This is a genomic window from Xanthobacter nonsaccharivorans, from assembly GCF_043194755.2.
Taxonomy (GTDB): Bacteria; Pseudomonadota; Alphaproteobacteria; order Rhizobiales; family Xanthobacteraceae; genus Xanthobacter; species Xanthobacter autotrophicus_G.
Genome location: NZ_CM195526.1, coordinates 1,365,406 through 1,384,609 on the forward strand (window position 1 = coordinate 1,365,406; position 19,204 = coordinate 1,384,609).

Genomic DNA, 19,204 nt, shown 5'->3' on the forward strand with positions numbered 1-19,204 from the left:
CGCAAAGAAAATCCCGCCGCGCCGGAGGGCGGGCGGGATAAGGCACTGGGAGGAAACGCGAAGACGTCGGAAGATCCGGCCGCAGCGGCAAGGTCGCGCGGCCGGGGAAAGCTTGCTCAGAAGCCGCGGGCGACAGCGCGGGTGATGTTGTCGCGCTCAAGCCCCATCTCGGCCAGCTCGCTGTTGCTGCGGCTGCGGAGATACTCGTAGCGCTCGGACATGGCGCGCGCCTCGGCGATGGCGTCGAAGAAATCGGCCACCGCAGCGCCAATGCGCCCGAAGAAGCCGGTTTCGCGCGGTGCATGTGCAGTGATCGTGACCATGTTTGTCTCCATTCGATGGCACAGAGATAGCGCATGAGCGTGCGGTGCAACATCCATAATTGTGCATGGCACTATTGCGAATGCTGTATACCACGGGGCCTGTGGGTATCTCCAAAAGGCGCTGGACAGCCCGAAATGAATTGCGTAAAGAGCGCACCTGCCTCCCGGCGACGGCCTGATGCCTTTCAAGGCGCACGCTGCGCGGGGGTGCTGGTGGGGGATAGTTCAACGGTAGAACCGCGGACTCTGACTCCGTTAATCTAGGTTCGAATCCTAGTCCCCCAGCCACCTGATATCTTCCAAGAAATCAACGGGTAAGCGCAGGCAAGAACGCCCGCTCTGGTCTCGCCTCTACATTCTCCGCGCGCGGGCCACCTTCCAGGCCGTTTTCGTTCTGCCGGGCCGGTCGCGGCGCCCTCGGCGAGCGATGGGGCGCGGACGGGGTGCCGTGCATCGCGTGGGCAGCTGCGCCCGCGGAGCTGATGGCGCGCCGGCGCGTGCAGCGCCCAGGAGCCATTTCAAGCCCAGTGAAATGGCTCCATCTTTCTCCAGGAATATTCTTGCGCTATATTTCCATGAGAGAGGAGGGTGCCATGGCCAGCCCGCAAGTGCATGTCCCGGCGCCAGATCGCGGGATGACCTTGACCAAGGCGACCCTGCGCGCCGCCGAGCGCCTGGATATCTCCGGGCGTCTTCTGGCCGAGGTGCTGGGGGTGTCGGAGGCGACCGTCTCGCGCATGAGGAATGGGGAGTTCGCGCTGGCGGACGGCTCGAAGCCGTTTCAGCTGGCGGCGCTTCTCGTGCGGGCCTTCCGGTCGCTGGATGCGGTCACCGGCGGCGATGAGGGCGTGGCCCGCGCATGGCTGGCGACGCCAAACCTGGCGCTCGGCCAGCGGCCGGTCGAGCGGATCACCTCGGTTCAGGGGCTGGTGGATGTGGTCGCCTATCTGGACTCCCGACGCGCTCCGATCTGAGGCGCGGCCCTTCCGCGGGCCGGCGTGGCGATTCGTCGAGGCGCAGCATCGCGTGTCGACGCTGAAGCTCGTGGATAGCCTCGCGGAACAACAGGCGCTTGAGGATATTCTCGAGGAGACCAAGCCGCTCGTCCCCGAGCCCTGCCGCCATCTCGACTACCTGCTCGCCACGCCGTTCCGCTACCGCCCTTATCCGGGCGGTTCCCGGTTCCGACGCCCGGGCCTGACGCCGGGTGTCTGGTATGGCGCCGAGCGGCCCGAGACGGCCGCCGCCGAAATGGTGTTCTACCGCTTTCTCTTCCATGCGGAGAGCCCGCAGACGCCCTTCCCGGACGATGCGGCGGAGTACACCGCGTTTTCCGTCGAGCTGGCCGCTCCCGTGGCGATCGACCTGACCGCGGGCGCCCTGGCCGGCCTCGCGGAACGCTGGACGCATCTGACCGATTATGCGGCCTGTCAGGCCCTGGCGGAGACGGTCCGTGAGATCGACGGCGAGGTGATCCGCTACACGTCCGTGCGTGATCGTGAGCGGGGCGCCAACCTGGCCGTCCTGAGCTGCCGCGCCTTCCTCAGCCATGCCCCCGTGGAGCGGCAGACCTGGCGCATCCGCATCAGCCCATCCGGTGCGCAGGCGGTCCGCGAGCATCCCCGGCTGGGGATCGAGTTCGCGCGGGACGCATTCGCGCCGGACCCGCGCCTGAGCGACATGATCTGGAACCGGCCCCGCCGCCGCTGACCGCCCGGCCCGCGCCACGCCGCGGTCCTGCGGATCGCGAGCTACAAATTTTGGAGGAAGCTCCAATCAGCGAGGTCGCCCGTCTGCGGACGATGATCACAACTATCTGATATTCAAAGATTTCGCATCTGGCACGCCCCTTGCGCTTGAGAACGGGACAAGCGCGAGGCTCCATGCAAATTCACTTCGCTCTCGATTTCGATGGCACCGTCTGCCCCCTCGACACCACCGACTTCCTCCTGGAGAGCTTCGCCGATCCCGCCTGGCTCGACATCGAGGCCGAGTGGAAGGAGGGGCGCATCTCCTCCCGCGAATGCCTGGCCCGCCAGGCGGCGCTGCTGCGCTTCTCTCCGGAGCAATTGGTGGAGGCTCTCAGCGGCATCCGCCTCGACCCGTGGTTCATTCCTTTCGTCACGGCCGCGTGGCTGCGCGGCGCCAGCGTCTCCATCGTCTCCGACGGCTTCGATCGCCTCATCGTGCCGTTGCTGCATGCCCACGGCATCGATCTGCCGGTCACCAGCAATCGCCTGGAGCCGCTGGGCGGCGCGCGGTGGCAGGCGGGCTTCTCCAACGCGGGGGAGAGCTGCGCGAGCGGCACCTGCAAGTGCGCCGCGGTGCCCGGCAATCGGCGCGTGGTGCTGGTGGGCGACGGGCGCTCCGACTTCTGCCTCGCCCGCAAGGCCGACTTCGTTCTCGCCAAGGGCGAGCTCGCCCGCTTCTGCCTCCGGGAAGGGATCGCGCACCAGCCGATCCGCGACTTCTCCGACGCGCTCGCCTTTCTCGATCCCCCGCCGCCGGAGCCCCGTGGCGCTTTCCGCACCTTCAGCACCGAGGAACTTCATGCTTGATCGTCAGGCCGACACCGTCTCCACCACTGCCACCGAACGCGGGCGCCTGCTCGCGCTGGAGGCGGAGTATTGCTCCCACGGCGATACGGTGCACTATACCGAAGAGCCGAAGATCTTCGAGCGCTGCGAGGGCTCCTTCATCTATGACGATGAGGATCGCGCCTTCCTTGATCTTCAGATGTGGTATTCGGCGGTCAATTTCGGCTACGCCAACCCGCGCCTGAACGAGGCGCTGCGCCGCCAGCTCGATCGCCTGCCGCAGGTGGCGAGCCAGTATCTCCACCGCGAGAAGATCGAGCTGGCCGCCGAGATCGCGGAAGGCGCGCTGGAGCGCTTCGGCCGCAAGGGGCGGGTGCACTTCAACGTGGGCGGCGCCCAGGCAGTGGAGGACAGCCTCAAGCTGGTGCGCAACGCCTGCGGCGGCAAGAGCCTGATGTTCGCCTTCGAGGGCGGTTATCACGGCCGCACGCTCGGCGCCTCGGCCATCACCTCGTCCTACCGGTATCGCCGTCGCTACGGCCATTTCGGCGAACGGGCCCATTTCATTCCCTTCCCCTACCATTTCCGCGGACCCCGCGGCATGACGAAGGAAGAGTACGGCCACCAGTGCGTCCAGCAGTTCGCCCGCCTGTTCGAGAGCGAATATAATGGCGTGTGGGACCCCAAGACCGGCCAGTGCGAATACGCCGCCTTCTACGTGGAGCCCATCCAGGGGACCGGCGGATACGTCATCCCGCCCGCGAACTTCTTTCCGGAGCTCAAGGAGGTCCTCGACCGCCACGGCATTCTTCTGGTGGTGGACGAGATCCAGATGGGCTTCTACCGCACCGGCAAGCTGTGGTCGATCGAGCATTTCGGGGTGACCCCCGACGTGATCGTGTTCGGCAAGGCGCTCACCAATGGGCTGAACCCGCTCTCGGGCATCTGGGCCCGGGAGGAGCTGATCAATCCGAAGGTGTTCCCCGCCGGCTCCACCCATTCCACCTTCAACGCCAACCCGCTGGGCACCGCGGTGGCGCTGGAGGCCATGCGCATGATGCGGGAGGAGGACTTCGCCTCCTCCGTCGCCGAGAAGGGCGCCCATTTCCTGGAGGGCCTGAAGGCGCTCAAGGAGAAGCACGCCATCGTCGGCGACGTGGATGGCCTGGGCCTTGCGCTGCGCATCGAGATCTGCGAGCCGCACGACAGCTTCACCCCCTCCAAGCGCTTGGTGGACCTGATGGTGGACGAGGCGCTGAAGGGCGACCTCGTGCATGGCGGCGAACGCTTCGGCCTGGTGCTCGACATCGGCGGCTACCACAAGAACGTCATCACGCTGGCGCCGGCGCTGACCATCTCGAAGGGCGAGATCGACCTGGGGCTGGCCCTGCTGGACCAGCTGTTCACGCGGGTGGCTCCCGGCGCGGCGCGGGGCTGACATGCGCCTGCGGGTCATCGACACGGACCGGTCCCTCCTCTTCCAGCCGCAGGTCGTGCGTCGGCTGGAGGCGGGCGGGGACCTGATCGCGGCCACCGACCTCGCCCCGCGCCTGCGGTTCCTGGCCGGGCGCGGGGCGATCGAGGCGCTGAACACGCGCCTCGGCCCTCCGCGCCACGGGGACGTGCATCTTTATGGCTCGGGGGATTTCCACCACCTCGCCCATCTCCTCGTCGCCCGGCTGGACCGGCCGGTGAGCGTGATCCATTTCGACAACCATCCGGACTGGACGCGCTGGCCGCGCACCCTGGGCTGCGGCTCCTGGGTCAGCCGGCTGCTCGCCCAGCCGGGCATCGCGCGGGTGGTCACCATCGGTCCGTGCTCCGCCGATGTGGAGGCGCCGCAGATGAAGGCCGCCGACCTGCCCGCCCTGAGGTCCGGCCGGCTGGAGGTGTTCCCGCTCCGCGCCGCCTCCACCTTCTACGCCGGGCCGGCCTTCGCCACCCCGTCCGCGCGCGGCCGGGCCGGCGCCTTCCATGACGGCCTGTCGTGGCAGGGGATCGATGCCGACTTCGCCGGCCGGATGGAGGACATCGCCTCCCGTCTGCCACAGCTGCCCGTATGGATCAGCCTCGACAAGGATGTGCTCGCCCCCGACGAGGCCGTGACCAATTGGGACCAAGGCCACCTCACCCTCGCCGAGGTGCTTGAGGCCATCGCCATCTTCGCCGCGCGGCGGTCGGTGATCGGCATGGACGTGTGCGGCGACTTCTCGCCGGAAGGGGACAACGGCCCATTGCGCGCCGCCCTTTCCTGGCTCGACCGGGCGCAGCGTCCGCAGCCGGATCGGGATGCGGCCGAGGTCAACGGCGCCGCCAACGGCCGCATCCTCGCGCATATGGAGGCCATGCTTCAGTGAACGCGACCCTTGTCCTGCTCTTCGCCGCCTCCGTCGTCTGCGACGTGGCCGGCCAGCTCGCCTTCAAGCTCGGGGCGGATCGGCTGCCCGCGGTGGCGCAGGCCGGCGCCGCCGCGTTCGCCGGCCGGCTGGTGGCGGAGCCGTGGCTGCTGGCGGGGCTCGCGGTCTACGCCGTCGAGTTCCTGGTGTGGACCCGCATCCTCTCCGTCGTGCCGCTCACCATCGCCTTCCCGGTGGCGAGCCTCAACATTCTCGGTGTCACCGCCGCGAGCCGCATCTGGCTCGGCGAGGCCATCGTCGTCCGGCAGGTGGCCGGCGCGGTGCTCGTGACGGCCGGTGTCGCCCTCGTCGCGTCCAGCCTGTGAGGTGTCAGATGAGTATGGATCGCAGCTACATGATCGAGGGCGGTCCCGTCGGGGTGCTGCTCATCCACGGGCTCGGCGGCACGCCGGTGGAACTGCGCGAGGTGGCGCGCCGGCTTGCCGCCACCGGCGCGACGGTCTCCTGCTGCCAGCTCGCGGGCCATTGCGGCACCGAGGATGAGCTTGCGGCCACCCGCTTCGAGGATTGGTATGCGAGCGCCGAGGCCGCCCTCGTCGAGCTGGAGGCGCGCTGCGACCGCGTGGTGGTGGGCGGGCTTTCCATGGGGGCCATGCTCGCGGCGCTTCTCGCCGGCCGCCTGAAGGAGCGTGTCAGCGGCCTCGTGATGCTGGCCCCGACCCTGCGCTACGACGGCTGGTCCATCCCGCGCTATTCCTTCCTGCTGCGCCTGCTCATCGACACGCCCCTCGGCCGGCGCTACCGCTTCGTGGAGCGCGAGCCCTACGGCGTGAAGGACGAGCGGGTGCGCTCCATGGTCATGCGCGCCATGAAGCAGGGCAGCACCGAGGCCGGGTCCCTCGGCACGCCCGCCGCCGCGCTGCGCCAGCTCTGGCGGCTGGTGGACACGGTGCGGCCGCTGCTGTCCTCCATCCGTCAGCCGGCCTTCATCGCCCATGCGCGGCACGACGACGTGGCGAGCCTCGACAACGCCATCTACCTCCAGCGCCACCTCGGCGGGCCCGTGGACTGCCTGGTGCTGGAGGACAGCTACCACCTCGTCACCCTGGACCGGCAGAAGCACCTCGTCACCGATCGCGTCGTCGGCTTCGTCGAAGCCCTCACCACAGCGCCCGATCCCCGCCCCCGGGTGTCGGCGCGCCGCCGGGCGGACGAGGCGGGCGCCCTGCGCCCCGCGCCGGTGCTTGAAGACATCGTGGCCGAAGGAGCCGCGCATGTCGCGTGACGCGCTGGCGGACGGCTGGGCGGGCGCTTTCCCGGAGGCGGGATGGATGGCGCCGGCCGGCGCCGTCGTGCCGGGCGTGGGCGCCATCGAGCCGGGGGCATGGCGCGCGGCCCGGCCCCCGGAAGCGGAGGGCTGGGCCTATCTTGCGGCCTGCGAGGCGGCGCCGCCCGCCGCCATGAGCCTCGGCGCCGTGCGCGTGGGGCAGGGCGGCGCCTTCCTCGCCGGCGCGCCGGTGTTCTCGCTGGGCTACCGGCTCGACACGCCGCTCCAGGGCGGCCGGCTCGGCGCGCTGGCGGACCGCCTCACCCGCGCGGCCCCGCGCCTGCTCGAATGGCGGATGCTGGGTGTCGGCTCGCCCTTCACCGACGCCTGCCCGCTGGCTCTCGACCCGCGCCTCGACCCCGCGGGCCGGGACGCCGCCCTTCGTGCGCTGGTCACGGCGGCCGAGGCGGATGCGCGGCGGCGCGGCGCCTCCCTCATCGCCTTCAAGGACCTCGCCCCGCGCGAGGCGGAGCTGACCGGTGACGCGCTGGCGGCGGCCGGCTACGTCCCGGTGGAGAGCCTTCCGGTGGCGGTGCTCGACCTCCACGGCTGCGCCGGCCTCGAGGCTTATCTCGCCCGCCTGTCCGCCGGCACCCGCAAGGACCTGCGCCGCAAGATGAAGGGCGCGCATCGCGTCAGCGTCGAGTGGCGCACCTCCATTTCCGGCATGGAGGCGGAGGTCCGCGCCCTCTATGAGGCGACCCGCACCCGAAGCCGGGTGCGCTACGGCGATTTCGAGGACCTGCCGGATGGCTATTTCGAGCTGGTGGGGCAGGCTCTGCAGGGCGATGCGGTGTTTGCCTGCTACCGGGTGGGCGGCGTTCTCGCCGGCTTCAACCTGCTGCTGGTGCAGCCGGACCGGGTGATCGACAAGTTCCTCGGCATGGCCTACCCGCTCGGGCCGGAGCACGACCTCTACGCCCTCTCGTGGATCGAGAACGTGCGCTTCTGCCAGCGCATCGGCCGGCGCTACTTCCAGACGGGGCAGACGGCCTATGCCTCCAAGCTGCGGTTCGGCAGCGCGCTGGAGCCGCGCACCCACTATGTGCGGCACCTGAACCCGGTGCTCCACGCGCTGGTGCGGCTCGCCGCGCCGCTCCTCGCGTTCCCCCGCTGGGATCCGGATCTCGGCCACGCCGCCAGGGAGGCCCGCGCATGAGATCCCTGCGTCTCCTTCTGGGCATGCCCGCCCTGGTGCTTGCCTTCCTCGCCGTCGACACGGCCACCCAGGTGGCCTTCAAGGTGGCCGCCGACACCATCGGCGATGTCCCGCTGGGACTGGCCTATGTGGGCGCTGTGGCGACCACGGCCTCCGCCTGGGTGGCGGTGGGGCTCTATGTGGTGACCTACGTGCTGTGGATGCTGGTGCTGAAGGATACGGCCCTGAGCCGCGCCTTTCCCCTCACCGCGCTGAGCTATGTGACCGTGCCGCTGCTCGGCTGGCTCGCCTTTGGCGAGGAGGTGGGCGGGCGCACGGTCGCCGGCATCGTCCTCATTCTTGTCGGCGTGGTGCTGGTCGGAAAGGAAACCGACGCCCCCGCCGGCGCGCCTTCCCCGTCGGAGCTGAGCCCATGCGGAAATCCATGATCTCGACCAGGACCTTGAACCCGACCCGTGGCGCCCTCCTCGCCATGGCATGGCTCGTGTGCGCGCTGCTTCCGGCGCCGGCGCGCGCCGCGCCGGACGTGACCGGCACCTGGATGACCGACGATGAGGACGGCGCCGTCCTCATCGAGCCTTGCGGGGAAGGGGTGTGCGGACGCATCGTGTGGCTGAAGGCCGCCCTGGACGAGAACGGACAGCCGGTGCGCGACGAGAACAACAAGGATCCCGGCCAGCGCGGGCGCCCCATGTGCGGCCTCGCCATCCTCCACGACGTGCCGCCGAAGGGCGAGGGGTGGGAGGGCGGATGGGTCTATGACCCTGATTCGGGGAGCCGGTACTCCGTGTCGCTTGCGCGGGGCGAGGGCGACATCCTGCTGGTGACCGGCTTCATCGGCGTGAAGGCTCTTGGCCAGACCTTCCAGTGGCACCGGGCCCCGGCCGCTCTGCCACGTTGCGACGCGCCCGCCGCCGGGAAGCCGAGGCCGGCGAACAAGGGATCTTGAGGCATATGGCATCGGGTTGCGGACGCGGGCTGAGGGTGCAGTGGAGCAGGATGCCGCTGCGCCTGCGACTCACCTTGTTCTTCCTGCTCGTCAGCGTTCCGCCCGTGCTCATCGGCAGCTTCGTGGCCGCGCAGGTGATCTCGGCCACCTTCGAGCGCAACGTGGAGAAATGGATCGGCGAGATCGCCCGCTTCATGGCCAACGAGGCGTCGGAGGGGCGCGAGGAGGCGCGGCACGCCACCTCCATCGTCGCCGCGGCCCTGTCACGGGCCGGCGCGCTGGACAGCCGGGAATCCATCGCCCCCTTTGCAGATCTGCTTGCGTCCGTGGGCTACGATTTCGTGCGCCTTTACACGCCGGACGGGCGGGTCCTGTTTTCCGCCGGCGAACTCGACCTCGTGATGCAGCTCCCCAAGGAGCCCACCTCCTCCATCTTCTTCGCCCGGCAGAACGGCCGCCGCGCCATGATGGTGGGCGCCGTGCAGGAGCTGCACATCGGCGGGGAAAAGGCCCTGCTGCTGGTCGCCAACCTGCTGGACGATCAGTTCTTCACCGCTCCGCAGACCATCCGCTCCCTCGACCTCCACCTCATCGAGGTGACGGAGAAGGGCAGGCTGCTGGATCTGGCCGGCAGCGGGCGCGTCCAGCTGTCGGTTCCTGACGATGCGTTCGCGGCCCTCCTCGGGGGCGCCGACATCGCGATGCAGACGAGCCGGTTCGATCCCGGGCCCGCGGTCGCCTTCGCGGCGCTCCGCAACGATCGGGGGCGCCTCGTCGGCATCATCGCCTGCCGGCTCAACGGGACTTCCGCCGCCTTCGAGCGGCTCGGCACCTTCTGGCTGTTCATCGTTCTCGCGGTGGTCAGCGGCGCGCTGTCGCTGCTGGTGGGCATCACCATTTCCCGCCGCCTCGCCGAGCCCATCCGCACCCTGACCGGTGCGGTGCGGGCCGTGGCGCAGGGGGACTACCGCGTGCGCGTGCCGGAGGAGGGCGGGCGCGAGCTCCAGGACCTCGCCGCCGGCTTCAACGCCATGGCGGGCCAGCTGGAAGCGCTCCGCGACATGGAGACGTCCATGCGCCACCGCGCGCAGCTCGCGACGCTGGGCCAGGCGGCGGCGGTCATCGCCCACGAGATCCGCAATCCGCTCGGCATCATCAAGACCTCCGCCGAGCTGGTCCGCAGGAAAACCCAGATGGCCCCGGGGGAGGACCGGCTGATGGGCTTCGTCCTCGACGAGGTGAACCGCATCGAGCGCCTGGTGAAGGAGCTGCTGGACTACGCCCGCCCGGCCGTGTGCGCGGCGGCGCCGCTGGATCTGGTATCCGACGTGGTGCGCCCGGCGCTCGACTTCCTGCGTCCGGAGTTCGCCCGCCGCGACATCACGCTGGCCCTGCGCCTGCCGGATGCGCCTGTGCCGGTGGTCGGCGACGCGGACCTGCTGCACCAGGCTCTCCTCAACCTGCTGCTCAACGCCATGGACGCGGCCGGCCCCGAAGGGCACGTGATCCTGCGCGTCACCTTCGACCCGGAGGCGGCGGTCGTCGAGGTCGAGGACAACGGGCCGGGCATCGCGGAAACGGTAAGCGACACCCTGTTCGATCCCTTCGTTACGACGAAAGTGAACGGAACCGGCCTCGGTCTCGCCACGGTGCGCTCTACAGTTGAGGCCCATGGCGGCCAAGTTTTCTCAAGTAACGCACCGGAAGGTGGCGCGATCCTCACCCTTCGCATCCCAGTGCGGGCAACAACGGATACAGCCCATGGCGGCCAAGATCCTGATCGTTGACGACGAGATCCGGCACGGCGAGGTGCTGGAGGTGGCGCTGGCCGAGCGTGGCTACGAGGCCGCGTCCGTCAACACCGTCGCCAAGGCCCTCGCCCACTGCGCCACCCAGCCGGTGGACGTGGTGCTGAGCGACCTGCGCATGCCCGATCGCGGCGGGCAGGAGCTCCTCAAGGATCTCAAGGCCCTGCGCCCGGAGCTGCCGGTCATCATCATGACGGCCTACGCCTCGGTGCGGGGCGCCGTGGACCTGGTGAAGGATGGCGCCTTCGACTACGTGGCGAAGCCCCTCGACCTCGACGACGTGGTCGCCACCCTCGAGCGCGCCCTGAAGCTGCGCGCGGTGGAGAGCGAGAACGCGCGCCTGCGCTCGGAGCTGGAGGGGCGCTACCGCTTCGACAATCTGGTCGGGGAAAGCCCCGCCTTTCGCGCCGTCCTGCACCAGGTCGGCGAGGTGGCTTCGAGCCGCGCGAGCGTGCTGCTGCTCGGGGAGAGCGGGACGGGGAAGGAACTGGTGGCGCGGGCCATCCACTACAACAGTCCGCGTCGGGACAAGCCCTTCATCGCCGTCAACTGCGCCGCCATTCCCGAGGCCCTGATCGAAAGCGAGCTGTTCGGCCATGTGAAGGGGGCCTTCACCGGCGCCACCGGCGCGCGGGAAGGGCGGTTCTCGGCCGCGGACGGGGGCACCCTGTTCCTCGACGAGATCGCCGACATGCCGCAGGCGGTGCAGGCCAAGATGCTGCGCGCGCTCCAGGAGCAGCGCTTCGAGCCGGTGGGCTCCAGCAAGAGCGTGGCGGTGGACGTGCGGATCATCGCCGCCACCCACAAGGACCTCCAGAAGGAGATCGCCGCCGGCGCCTTCCGCATGGACCTCTACTACCGCCTCGCCGTGTTTCCCATCTTCCTGCCGCCGCTGCGGGACCGGATCGAGGACATCGCGCTGCTGGCCACGCACTTCCTCGCTGCGGCCGCGCCGGAAATGGGCAAGCGCATCCGCGGCCTCAGCCCGGAGGCCGTGCAGGCGCTGCGGCGCTATCGCTGGCCCGGAAACGTGCGCGAGCTGCAGAACTGCATGGAGCGGGCGGCCATCGTCGCGCGCGGCGATCTCATCGGTCCCGAGGATCTTCTGATGTTCGAGGCGGCGTCCGGCGCGCCGGACGCGCAGCCGCGGCTTGAGGCCGATCTCGACACGGCGATGTCCCGCATCGAGCGGGAGTTCGTGCTCAATGCGCTGAACGAGACCGGGGGCGTGCAGGCGCGGGCGGCGGAGAAGCTCGGCATATCCGAGCGCAGCCTGTGGCATCGCATCAAGAAATTCGCCATCAAGGTCGAGCGCGTGGCGGCGGCGAAAGATGACTAGAGCCCCGTCGCGCAAAATGGACGCCGGTCCACATGAAAAAGCCGCGTCTATGCGGTGGGATGAATCGAGATCCGCTCATACGGGCCCTCGGCACGGTTCCCTATGACCAGAAACGCGCCATTTCACTCAATGATCGAAGGCAGATCCGGCTCTCGCCGGTCCTGGGCCGCAACCGCGCTGCTGCTGCTCGGCCTGTGGCCCGGCGCCGCGCGCGCGGAAGACCCGCCCGCCTCATCGACCGCCGGCGACGCATGGATCGTCACCCTGGGCGGCACGGTGTCCTATGGCCCCTCGTTCGAGGGGGCGAAGACGCTCGTGCCCTATTTCATGCCCTCCTTCGACATCCGCCGGGCGGATGAGGCCGCCACCTTCAGCGCCCCGGACGACAGCTTCGGGGTGGACCTGTTCGATTTCAGCGGGGTGAAGTTCGGAGCGGTGGCGGGCCTGCGTGATGCGCGGCCCTATGGCGTCCTGCCCAGCGTCCCGGGCTACAATTGGGCCCTGCAGGCGGGGGTGTTCGCCGAGTTCTGGCCCGTCGACGGCTTCCTGCGCACGCGTGTCGAGCTGCTCCAGGGCCTCGCCTCCGATGCCGGCCTTGCCGCCAACCTGTCCGCGGACATGGTGCAGAAGGCGGGCCCCTTCACCTTCGCCATCGGTCCGCGCATGTCGCTCGGCGACAACACGCTCATGCAGACGGAGTTCGGCATCACCCCCGCCGCGGCGCTGGCCAACGGCCATCTCATGCCCTACGAGGCGGATGCGGGCATCAAGTCGGTCGGGGTCAGCTCGTCCGTGTCCTACGACTGGTCCAGCGACTGGACGACCACCCTTTACGGCAGCTACCAGCGCCTGGCGGGGGCCGCAGCGGCGAGCCCGCTGGTGACGCAGGGGGGCAGCCCCAACCAGCTCACCATCGGGCTCGGTTTCGAGCACTCCTTCACGATCGGCCATTGACGGCGCTCCCCGGAGCGTTGCAGCCAAGCTACAGAGAAAAAAGGGCTTTCTCCGGCGGACGAAGCGTGATCTAGACACGTCCGGGGGTGGTGTGCATTTTACCGATGGTCCGGATGGGGGCCTGCGCGCCCCCATTGCGTCAGGCCGATCGGAGGTGACGTGTGGCGGACATCGATGGGCGAAAGGGCGAGATTCTCGCCGTCATCGCAGAGGAAGCCGGCGTCGACCCCGCCATCGTGGATCGTGACACGAGCGTCGCCGACCTGGGCATCGGCTCCCTCGACCTGATCGAGCTGATCTTCAAGATCGAAGAGCGTTTCGGCATCGAGGTGCCCTCGGAGGGACCCCTTGAGAATACGGACGTGAAGGTCTTCGAGCTGCTCGAGCATGTCGAAAAGCTCATGGATTCGAAGCCGGGGGTCCGGGCCGCGAAGATGCCTTCATGACGCGCCGGGTCGTCATCACGGGCCTTGGGGCGGTATCGGCCCTCGGCCTCGGAGTTCAGGGGCATTTCACCGCCTTTCGCCAGGGACGGGTCGGGCTCGCGCCGCTGACGCATCTGGCCGCCGACCCGGCGAAGGCGCGTCTGGCGGGGACAGTGCCGGGCTATGCGCCCGAGGCCCATTTCGAGGGCCGGCAGCTCGGCATGCTGGACCGCGCCACCCAGTTCGCCCTCATCGCCGCGCGGGAGGCCCTTGCCGAGGCCGGCCCGGCCCTGGACGGGCTGCCGCCGGAGCGGGCGGGGGTGATCTTCGGCGCCGCCGTGGGCTGCGAGACGCTGGAGGAGGGCTACCGCCGCATCTTCGTGGACGGGGCGCGCCCGCATCCCTTCACCGTGCCGCGGGTGATGCCGTCGTCCGCGGCGAGCCAGATCTCCATGGTCCACCGCATCCTCGGGCCGAGCTTCGCGCCGGCCTCGGCCTGCGCGTCGGCGTCGCATGCCATCGGGCTCGCCTTCCACATGCTGCGCGCGGGCCTCATGGACGTGGCCGTCACCGGCGGCTGCGAGGCGCCGCTGACGCTGGGCATGGTGAAAAGCTGGGAGGCGCTGCGCGTGCTCTCGCCCGACACCTGCCGGCCCTTCTCCAGGGATCGCTCGGGCCTCGTGCTCGGGGAGGGCGCCGCGGCCTTCGTGCTGGAGGACATGGACCGCGCCCGCGCCCGTGGCGCGCCGATCCTTGCCGAGGTGGTGGGCTTCGGCATGAGCGCGGACGGGGCCGACCTCACCGCCCCCAATGCCGAGAGCGCCGCCCGCGCCATCTCCGCCGCGCTCGCCGATGCGGAGCTGCCCCCCGATGCGGTGGATTACGTGAATGCCCATGGCACCGGCACGGTGCTGAACGACCGCACCGAGACGGCGGCCTTGCGCGCCGTGCTGGGGGATCATCTCAAGGACGTGCCGGTTTCCTCCACCAAGTCCATGACGGGCCACTGCCTCGGCGCCTCCGGGGCGCTGGGCCTCGTGGGGTGCTTCCTGGCCCTGGGGCACGGGGTGCTGCCGCCCACCATGAACTTCCGCGAGGCGGACCCGGAGTGCGACCTGGACTGCGTGCCCAACGCCGCCCGCGCCGCCAGTCCTGAGGTGGTGTTGAGCAACGCCTTCGCCTTCGGCGGCCTCAATGCCGTGCTGGCCCTGAAGGCGGTGCGCTGACCGCACCGCCCCCCGGTCCGGAAGTCAGCCCAGCGTCAGCGTCAGCGCGCCGACGCCCTCGACGCCGCCGTCCAGCCTGTCGCCCTTCTTGAGCTGGCCGACGCCGGCCGGCGTGCCGGCGAAGATCAGGTCGCCGGGGGCGAGGCGGAACAGGGTGGAGAGGGTGGCGATCATCTCCGGCACCTTCCAGATCATCTGGTTGAGGTCGCCCTGCTGCTTCAGCGCGCCGTTCACGTTCAGGAAGATGCGGCCGGCGGCGGGGTGGCCGATGCTCTCGGCCGGCACGATGGCCGAGCACGGGGCACCGTCCTCGAAGGCCTTGCCGGTTTCCCAGGGGCGGCCGAGCTTCTTGGCCTCGCCCTGCAGGTCCCGGCGGGTGAGGTCGAGGCCCACCGCATAGCCGAACACGCAGTCGAGCGCCTTCTCCACCGGGATGTCCTCGCCGCCCGACTTCAGCGCCACCACCATCTCGATCTCGTGGTGCAGGTCCTGGGTCATCTTGGGGAAGGGGATGGTGGCGCCGGAGGGCACCAGCGTGTCCGGATTCTTCTGGAAGAAGAAGGGCGGCTCCTTGTTCGGGTCATGGCCCATCTCCACCGCATGGTCGGCGAAGTTGCGGCCCACGCAATAGATGCGGTGCACCGGGAAAAGATCCGCGCTGCCGACGACGGGGAGCGTGGGGATCGGCAGGGGCGGGAAGACGTAGCGCGTCATGGCGGGCTCCGGAGAAACGGTGCCTCTCCTTAGAGCGCGATCGGACCGCATGGAAACAGATTCTGTCTCCATGCGGTCCGTGAATCACCCTCTAACATTTTGAATAGAGACGGATTCGCCCCTCTTCGGGAATGGCCGGAAACCATTCCCGATGAGGGGTTTCGACTTGAGGCTGCGCCCGCAAGCCGAAAAGGGTGGCCGGGCGGCATGGCGGCCATGCTGTATCCACGTTAATATAGCGTCGTTTTCGCGGCGGCTTGCCCGCCGGGGGGAGCGCGCCGCGTTCGCCCGGGCGCGGGAAAGGCGCTCCAACATATTGAACAGACGCGTTTTCTTCGCGCGGATCACACTCCGCCTCGCTTGAGAGCGCTTCGGGATTGCCATCCGGGGACCACCATGCGCATCGGCCTGTTCTGCACCTATGAGAACCCCGACCAGGACTATGCCTCCGCTTACGCCCAGCAGACGGAGCTGGTGCAACGGGTGGAGCAGCTCGGCTTCGAGGAAGCCTGGATCGCGGAGCACCATTTCAATCCGCAGGCGGCGAGCCCGGCCTGCCTGCCCATCATCGCGCATCTGGCGGGGCGCACCTCGGTGATCCGCCTGGGCTCGGCGGCGGTGCTGCTGCCGCTGCACAACCCCATCACCGTGGCCGAGGAGGCCGCGACGGTGGACATCCTCTGCGGCGGACGGTTCGAGCTCGGGGTGGCGAAGGGCGGGCCCTTCCCCTTGCAGAACCGGCATTTCCGGGTCGCCAAAGAGGAGGCTCAGGGGCGCCTGCTGGAGGCGCTGGACCTCATCGAGGCGCTGCTGGCCGGTGGGCCGGTGACCTTCAAGGGATCGTACTTCATGGCGGAGGGGGTGGAGCTGGTGCCGCGCCCGGTGCAGCCGCGCCTGCCCATCCACATGGCGACCGCCACGCCGGACACGGTGGCGCTGGCGGCGGCGCGCGGCCATGGGCTGATGGCGGCACCACCCTTTCCGCTGGCGGGGCTCAGGGAGAACGTGGCCCGCTATCGGGCGGCGGCGCCGGCCGTCGACCGGAAGCTCACCCTCATCCGCTTCCTGCATCTCGCGCCCACCCGCGCGCAGGCGGTGGAGGAGGCGCGGGCTCTCCTGGCGCCGTTCGTGGAGCGCATGCGTGCCACCACCGCCGACGCGCGGCCGGACTGGACGCCGTGGTTCGAGCTCGACCGGATGATCGCCGATTCCCTCATCGGCACGGAGGGCGACGTGGTGGGAAAGCTCGCCGACCTGGAGCGGGACCTCGCCCCGCGTACCCTGGTGCTGAAGCCGCTGGCGCCGAGCTTCGCCAAGCGCCTCGCAGACCTGGACGCGTTCGCGGCCCGCATCCGCCCGCAGCTGGCGGTGGCCGCCTGAGGCGGACAGGCTTCCGGCGTCTGCCTCGATCCCGAGGCGTCACCCCCGGCCTGTCCGGGGGATCCACGCATCCGCGCCGGCCTGGCCCCGGCGGGGCCCCCGGCTGTTGCCGAGGGCCGCTGTCACATCCGGGGGGCGGGCCCGTGCGCCTTCACTGCGCCGCGACGCCGACCCCGATGGGGCAGGACACGCCGGTGCCGCCCAGGCCGCAGTAGCCGTTGGGATTCTTCGCCAGATACTGCTGGTGGTAGCCCTCGGCGAAATAGAAGGGGCCGAGGTCGACGATCTCGGTGGTGACGGGGCCGTAGCCCCGCGCCTTCAGCAGGGGCTCGTAGGCCGCCTTCGCGACCTCCGCCGCTTCGCGCTGCGCCGGGGAGGTGGCATAGATGCCGGAGCGGTACTGGGTGCCCACGTCATTGCCCTGACGCATGCCCTGGGTGGGATCGTGGGCCTCGAAGAACAGTTTCAGCAGCGCCTCGTAGGAGACCACCTTGGGGTCGAACACCACCAGCACCGCCTCGGTATGGCCGGTCATGCCGGAGCAGACCTCCTCATAGGTGGGGTTGGGGGTGAGGCCGGCCACATAGCCCACGGCGGTCACCCACACCCCCTCCTGCTGCCAGAACTTGCGCTCCGCGCCCCAGAAGCAGCCCAGCGCGAACACGGCGGTCTCGAAGCCCGCCGGATAGGGACCCTTCAGAGCGTGGCGGTTCACGAAATGCACGTCGGCGGTGGGCAGCGCCTCCGCGCGGCCGGGCAGGGCAGTATCGGCGGAGGGCAGGTCGAGGGACTTCTTCAGCCAGAACATGGCGGGGCTCCTCGCAGGCAGCGCGCCGGGGCTGGAACCCGGCGGATGCCGATGGAATTGAGGGGAGGCGCCAGCCTCAAGGCCGCGCCGGACCCCCAATATGGGGCCGCCGCCCCGATCCCGCGAGGGGGAGGCGATCAACTCACCTCGAAGCGCGAGCGCTCGCGCACCCGGCCGATGGACATGAAGGCCACCCCCAGCACCACCAGCAGCACGAAGGCCGGCAGCGACAGCAGGGGCAGGATCGCGTGGCTCCAGATCTCCGGCATGCCGGCGCGGCCGGAGGCCTCCGCTTTCTCCAGGCTGCCGGGGGACAGCGCGAACCAGGCATCCCCCGTCGAGGTGAAGACGAGACCCGCTGCGGCGATGGAACGCGTGCCGTCCACGATGAGGGCGACGAAGCCGCCGGCCAGCAGCCAGAATCCGGTGAAGCGGAACAGGAAGCGGATCATGACGGGGGCTCGGCTCCTTCACATCTTCGCGCGGCGGCGCGAGGCGGCAATGTGGATCCCGCCTCATTTAGGCGGGATCGCGGCGGATTGCACGCGCTTCGCCGTCTCTCCCGCGCCGGATGCGGCGCTCCGGCCTGGGGGTATGCGCGTCTGCCCCCTTGAAGCGCGGCCCGGGGTTTGCTTCCATCACGTCATGAGCACGGGCCTTATCGAAATCCGCAGGGCCAAGCCGGGCGACGCCGCGGCGATCGCCGATGTGCACGATGCGGCCTGGCGCGCGGCTTATCGCGGCCTCATCCCCGGCATCGAGCTGGAGCGCATGGTGGAGCGCCGCGGCCCGCGCTGGTGGGATGCCGCCATCCGCCGGGGCAGCCGCCTCTCGGTGCTGCTGGTGGGCGACGACGTGGCCGGCTACGTGAATTACGGCGGCAACCGCGCCAAGAGCCTGCCCTATGGGGGAGAGATCTACGAGATTTACCTCCATCCCCTCTACCAGGGCCTCGGCTTCGGCCAGCGGCTGTTCTCCGCCGCCCGCCGGGACCTTGCGCTCGCCCGCCTCGATGGTCTCGTGGTATGGGCGCTGGCCGAGAACGAGAATGCGCTGGGCTTCTATCGGGCGCTGGGGGGGCAACCGGTCGCATCCTCCACCGAGCAGTTCGGCTCGAAAACGCTGGACAAGATCGCCTTCGCTTGGCAGCGGTAGCGCCCGAGCGGGCCTCCGTCCGTTTGGTCCCGATCCTCGGGCGCCGTTCGCGCGGCGCGTCGCGGGTGTCACGCCCGCGAGGACCTGAGCCTTTCCAAGCGAGTGTGACATGCGCATCGATGCGATCCCGATCGGCAAGAACCCGCCCCACGACGTGAACGTGGTGATCGAGGTCCCCATCGGCGGCGAGCCCATCAAGTACGAGCTCGACAAGGCCTCCGGCACGCTCTTCGTGGATCGCTTCCTTTATACCGCCATGCGGTATCCGGGGAACTACGGCTTCATCCCGCACACTCTGTCCGGTGATGGCGACCCGTGCGACGTGCTGGTGGCCAACACCCGCGCCATCGTGCCCGGCGCCGTCATCTCCGCGCGCCCGGTCGGCGTGCTGCTGATGGAGGACGAGGCCGGCATGGATGAGAAGATCATCGCCGTCCCCTCGTCCAAGCTCACCAAGCGCTACGACAAGGTGCAGAACTTCAGCGACCTGCCGGAGATCACCCTCAAGCAGATCGAGCACTTCTTCGAGCACTACAAGGATCTCGAGCCCAACAAGTGGGTGAAGATCGTGGGCTGGCGCGACGCCGCCGAGGCCCAGAAGCTCATCCTCGAAGGCATCGAGCGCGCCAAGGCGGAAGACAAGGCGGGCTGAGGCCTCCCCGGCCTCATCCTTGTACCATCGGCCCCGGTCTCTGGCCGGTGCCGGGAGGATGTCGCACCGGCGCCGGGCGGGCGGACGCCAA

General features: G+C 69.5%; 22 protein-coding genes and 1 tRNA gene. 19 read left to right on the top strand and 4 right to left on the bottom strand.

Annotated features, from left to right (window positions below; all coding sequences use genetic code 11):
• Positions 1–116: 116 nt before the first annotated feature.
• On the bottom strand, positions 117–323 hold the full coding sequence (locus tag V5F59_RS06275; RefSeq protein WP_393982196.1) for a DUF1127 domain-containing protein: 207 nt from the start codon (positions 321–323) through the stop codon (positions 117–119).
• 214 nt (positions 324–537) lie between these two features.
• Here V5F59_RS06275 and V5F59_RS06280 point away from each other — a divergent pair.
• From V5F59_RS06280 to V5F59_RS06355, 16 genes are all read left to right on the top strand, one after another.
• Positions 538–611 (top strand) — tRNA-Gln (locus tag V5F59_RS06280).
• A gap of 305 nt (positions 612–916) precedes the next feature.
• Positions 917–1,297, top strand: coding sequence for an antitoxin Xre/MbcA/ParS toxin-binding domain-containing protein (locus V5F59_RS06285; RefSeq protein WP_393982195.1), 381 nt, complete (start codon positions 917–919; stop codon positions 1,295–1,297).
• Entirely contained in the window at positions 1,257–2,033 is a 777-nt protein-coding gene (locus tag V5F59_RS06290; protein ID WP_393982194.1) for an RES family NAD+ phosphorylase, read from the top strand. The genes V5F59_RS06285 and V5F59_RS06290 overlap by 41 nt, the downstream gene beginning before the upstream one ends.
• 173 nt (positions 2,034–2,206) lie before the next feature.
• The gene (locus V5F59_RS06295; RefSeq protein ID WP_393982193.1) at positions 2,207–2,881 is read left to right on the top strand and encodes an HAD-IB family phosphatase; all 675 of its coding nucleotides are present in this window, start codon (positions 2,207–2,209) and stop codon (positions 2,879–2,881) included.
• Positions 2,874–4,298 (top strand): aspartate aminotransferase family protein, encoded by a 1,425-nt coding sequence (locus tag V5F59_RS06300; protein WP_393982192.1) that lies wholly within the window; start codon positions 2,874–2,876, stop codon positions 4,296–4,298. Before V5F59_RS06295 ends, V5F59_RS06300 begins: the two co-directional genes overlap by 8 nt.
• 1 nt (position 4,299) lies before the next feature.
• Positions 4,300–5,217 (top strand): hypothetical protein, encoded by a 918-nt coding sequence (locus V5F59_RS06305; protein WP_393982191.1) that lies wholly within the window; start codon positions 4,300–4,302, stop codon positions 5,215–5,217.
• Positions 5,214–5,582 carry a DMT family transporter gene (locus V5F59_RS06310; RefSeq protein WP_393982190.1) on the top strand — a complete coding sequence of 123 codons (369 nt, stop codon included), beginning with the start codon at positions 5,214–5,216 and terminating at the stop codon, positions 5,580–5,582. The genes V5F59_RS06305 and V5F59_RS06310 overlap by 4 nt, the downstream gene beginning before the upstream one ends.
• 8 nt (positions 5,583–5,590) lie before the next feature.
• Entirely contained in the window at positions 5,591–6,502 is a 912-nt protein-coding gene (locus V5F59_RS06315; RefSeq protein WP_393982189.1) for an alpha/beta hydrolase, read from the top strand.
• Positions 6,492–7,703, top strand: a complete 1,212-nt coding sequence (locus tag V5F59_RS06320) for a GNAT family N-acetyltransferase (RefSeq protein ID WP_393982188.1) — start codon at positions 6,492–6,494, stop codon at positions 7,701–7,703. The genes V5F59_RS06315 and V5F59_RS06320 overlap by 11 nt, the downstream gene beginning before the upstream one ends.
• Positions 7,700–8,131: an EamA family transporter gene (locus V5F59_RS06325; RefSeq protein ID WP_393982187.1), complete on the top strand. Its 432-nt coding sequence runs from the start codon at positions 7,700–7,702 to the stop codon at positions 8,129–8,131. The genes V5F59_RS06320 and V5F59_RS06325 overlap by 4 nt, the downstream gene beginning before the upstream one ends.
• Complete coding sequence (locus V5F59_RS06330; protein ID WP_393982186.1) at positions 8,116–8,652, top strand: DUF2147 domain-containing protein; 537 nt, start codon at positions 8,116–8,118, stop codon at positions 8,650–8,652. The genes V5F59_RS06325 and V5F59_RS06330 overlap by 16 nt, the downstream gene beginning before the upstream one ends.
• 50 nt (positions 8,653–8,702) lie before the next feature.
• Positions 8,703–10,439, top strand: a complete 1,737-nt coding sequence (locus tag V5F59_RS06335; RefSeq protein ID WP_393982185.1) for a sensor histidine kinase — start codon at positions 8,703–8,705, stop codon at positions 10,437–10,439.
• Positions 10,414–11,799 (top strand): sigma-54-dependent transcriptional regulator, encoded by a 1,386-nt coding sequence (locus V5F59_RS06340; protein ID WP_393982184.1) that lies wholly within the window; start codon positions 10,414–10,416, stop codon positions 11,797–11,799. Before V5F59_RS06335 ends, V5F59_RS06340 begins: the two co-directional genes overlap by 26 nt.
• A gap of 129 nt (positions 11,800–11,928) precedes the next feature.
• Positions 11,929–12,753: a MipA/OmpV family protein gene (locus V5F59_RS06345; RefSeq protein WP_393982183.1), complete on the top strand. Its 825-nt coding sequence runs from the start codon at positions 11,929–11,931 to the stop codon at positions 12,751–12,753.
• A 161-nt stretch (positions 12,754–12,914) separates the two neighbouring features.
• The gene (locus V5F59_RS06350; RefSeq protein WP_393982182.1) at positions 12,915–13,199 is read left to right on the top strand and encodes an acyl carrier protein; all 285 of its coding nucleotides are present in this window, start codon (positions 12,915–12,917) and stop codon (positions 13,197–13,199) included.
• A complete protein-coding gene (locus V5F59_RS06355) occupies positions 13,196–14,404 on the top strand; it encodes a beta-ketoacyl-[acyl-carrier-protein] synthase family protein (RefSeq protein ID WP_393982181.1) in 1,209 nt (402 codons plus the stop codon). The genes V5F59_RS06350 and V5F59_RS06355 overlap by 4 nt, the downstream gene beginning before the upstream one ends.
• A 24-nt stretch (positions 14,405–14,428) precedes the next feature.
• Here the strand turns inward: V5F59_RS06355 and V5F59_RS06360 are convergent, their stop codons facing one another.
• Positions 14,429–15,118, bottom strand: coding sequence for a fumarylacetoacetate hydrolase family protein (locus tag V5F59_RS06360; RefSeq protein ID WP_393982180.1), 690 nt, complete (start codon positions 15,116–15,118; stop codon positions 14,429–14,431).
• Positions 15,119–15,514: 396 nt separating this feature from the next.
• Here V5F59_RS06360 and V5F59_RS06365 point away from each other — a divergent pair, with 396 nt between their 5' ends.
• The gene (locus tag V5F59_RS06365) at positions 15,515–16,498 is read left to right on the top strand and encodes an LLM class flavin-dependent oxidoreductase (RefSeq protein WP_393982179.1); all 984 of its coding nucleotides are present in this window, start codon (positions 15,515–15,517) and stop codon (positions 16,496–16,498) included.
• Between the two features lie 151 nt (positions 16,499–16,649).
• Here V5F59_RS06365 and msrA read toward each other — a convergent pair whose 3' ends face one another.
• On the bottom strand, positions 16,650–17,306 hold the full coding sequence (msrA, locus tag V5F59_RS06370) for a peptide-methionine (S)-S-oxide reductase MsrA (RefSeq protein ID WP_393982178.1): 657 nt from the start codon (positions 17,304–17,306) through the stop codon (positions 16,650–16,652).
• Positions 17,307–17,443: 137 nt separating this feature from the next.
• A complete protein-coding gene (locus V5F59_RS06375; RefSeq protein ID WP_393982177.1) occupies positions 17,444–17,758 on the bottom strand; it encodes a hypothetical protein in 315 nt (104 codons plus the stop codon).
• A gap of 193 nt (positions 17,759–17,951) precedes the next feature.
• Here V5F59_RS06375 and V5F59_RS06380 point away from each other — a divergent pair, with 193 nt between their 5' ends.
• Together V5F59_RS06380 and ppa are read left to right on the top strand one after the other, a co-directional pair.
• Entirely contained in the window at positions 17,952–18,461 is a 510-nt protein-coding gene (locus V5F59_RS06380) for a GNAT family N-acetyltransferase (protein WP_393982176.1), read from the top strand.
• 109 nt (positions 18,462–18,570) lie between these two features.
• Positions 18,571–19,113, top strand: coding sequence for an inorganic diphosphatase (ppa, locus tag V5F59_RS06385; protein WP_393982175.1), 543 nt, complete (start codon positions 18,571–18,573; stop codon positions 19,111–19,113).
• Positions 19,114–19,204 lie beyond the last annotated feature (91 nt).

Excerpts from the sequence above, each read along its gene's own strand:
- V5F59_RS06295 (WP_393982193.1), top strand. The coding sequence starts at position 2,207 with ATGCAAATTCACTTCGCTCTCGATTTCGATGGCACCGTCTGCCCCCTC.
- V5F59_RS06300 (WP_393982192.1), top strand. The coding sequence starts at position 2,874 with ATGCTTGATCGTCAGGCCGACACCGTCTCCACCACTGCCACCGAACGC.
- V5F59_RS06380 (WP_393982176.1), top strand. The coding sequence starts at position 17,952 with ATGAGCACGGGCCTTATCGAAATCCGCAGGGCCAAGCCGGGCGACGCC.
- V5F59_RS06315 (WP_393982189.1), top strand. The coding sequence starts at position 5,591 with ATGAGTATGGATCGCAGCTACATGATCGAGGGCGGTCCCGTCGGGGTG.
- ppa (WP_393982175.1), top strand. The coding sequence starts at position 18,571 with ATGCGCATCGATGCGATCCCGATCGGCAAGAACCCGCCCCACGACGTG.
- V5F59_RS06365 (WP_393982179.1), top strand. The coding sequence starts at position 15,515 with ATGCGCATCGGCCTGTTCTGCACCTATGAGAACCCCGACCAGGACTAT.
- msrA (WP_393982178.1), bottom strand. The coding sequence starts at position 17,306 with ATGTTCTGGCTGAAGAAGTCCCTCGACCTGCCCTCCGCCGATACTGCC.
- V5F59_RS06320 (WP_393982188.1), top strand. The coding sequence starts at position 6,492 with ATGTCGCGTGACGCGCTGGCGGACGGCTGGGCGGGCGCTTTCCCGGAG.
- V5F59_RS06355 (WP_393982181.1), top strand. The coding sequence starts at position 13,196 with ATGACGCGCCGGGTCGTCATCACGGGCCTTGGGGCGGTATCGGCCCTC.
- V5F59_RS06275 (WP_393982196.1), bottom strand. The coding sequence starts at position 323 with ATGGTCACGATCACTGCACATGCACCGCGCGAAACCGGCTTCTTCGGG.
- V5F59_RS06360 (WP_393982180.1), bottom strand. The coding sequence starts at position 15,118 with ATGACGCGCTACGTCTTCCCGCCCCTGCCGATCCCCACGCTCCCCGTC.
- V5F59_RS06345 (WP_393982183.1), top strand. The coding sequence starts at position 11,929 with ATGATCGAAGGCAGATCCGGCTCTCGCCGGTCCTGGGCCGCAACCGCG.
- V5F59_RS06330 (WP_393982186.1), top strand. The coding sequence starts at position 8,116 with ATGCGGAAATCCATGATCTCGACCAGGACCTTGAACCCGACCCGTGGC.
- V5F59_RS06305 (WP_393982191.1), top strand. The coding sequence starts at position 4,300 with ATGCGCCTGCGGGTCATCGACACGGACCGGTCCCTCCTCTTCCAGCCG.
- V5F59_RS06335 (WP_393982185.1), top strand. The coding sequence starts at position 8,703 with ATGCCGCTGCGCCTGCGACTCACCTTGTTCTTCCTGCTCGTCAGCGTT.
- V5F59_RS06375 (WP_393982177.1), bottom strand. The coding sequence starts at position 17,758 with ATGATCCGCTTCCTGTTCCGCTTCACCGGATTCTGGCTGCTGGCCGGC.
- V5F59_RS06325 (WP_393982187.1), top strand. The coding sequence starts at position 7,700 with ATGAGATCCCTGCGTCTCCTTCTGGGCATGCCCGCCCTGGTGCTTGCC.
- V5F59_RS06290 (WP_393982194.1), top strand. The coding sequence starts at position 1,257 with ATGTGGTCGCCTATCTGGACTCCCGACGCGCTCCGATCTGAGGCGCGG.
- V5F59_RS06285 (WP_393982195.1), top strand. The coding sequence starts at position 917 with ATGGCCAGCCCGCAAGTGCATGTCCCGGCGCCAGATCGCGGGATGACC.
- V5F59_RS06340 (WP_393982184.1), top strand. The coding sequence starts at position 10,414 with ATGGCGGCCAAGATCCTGATCGTTGACGACGAGATCCGGCACGGCGAG.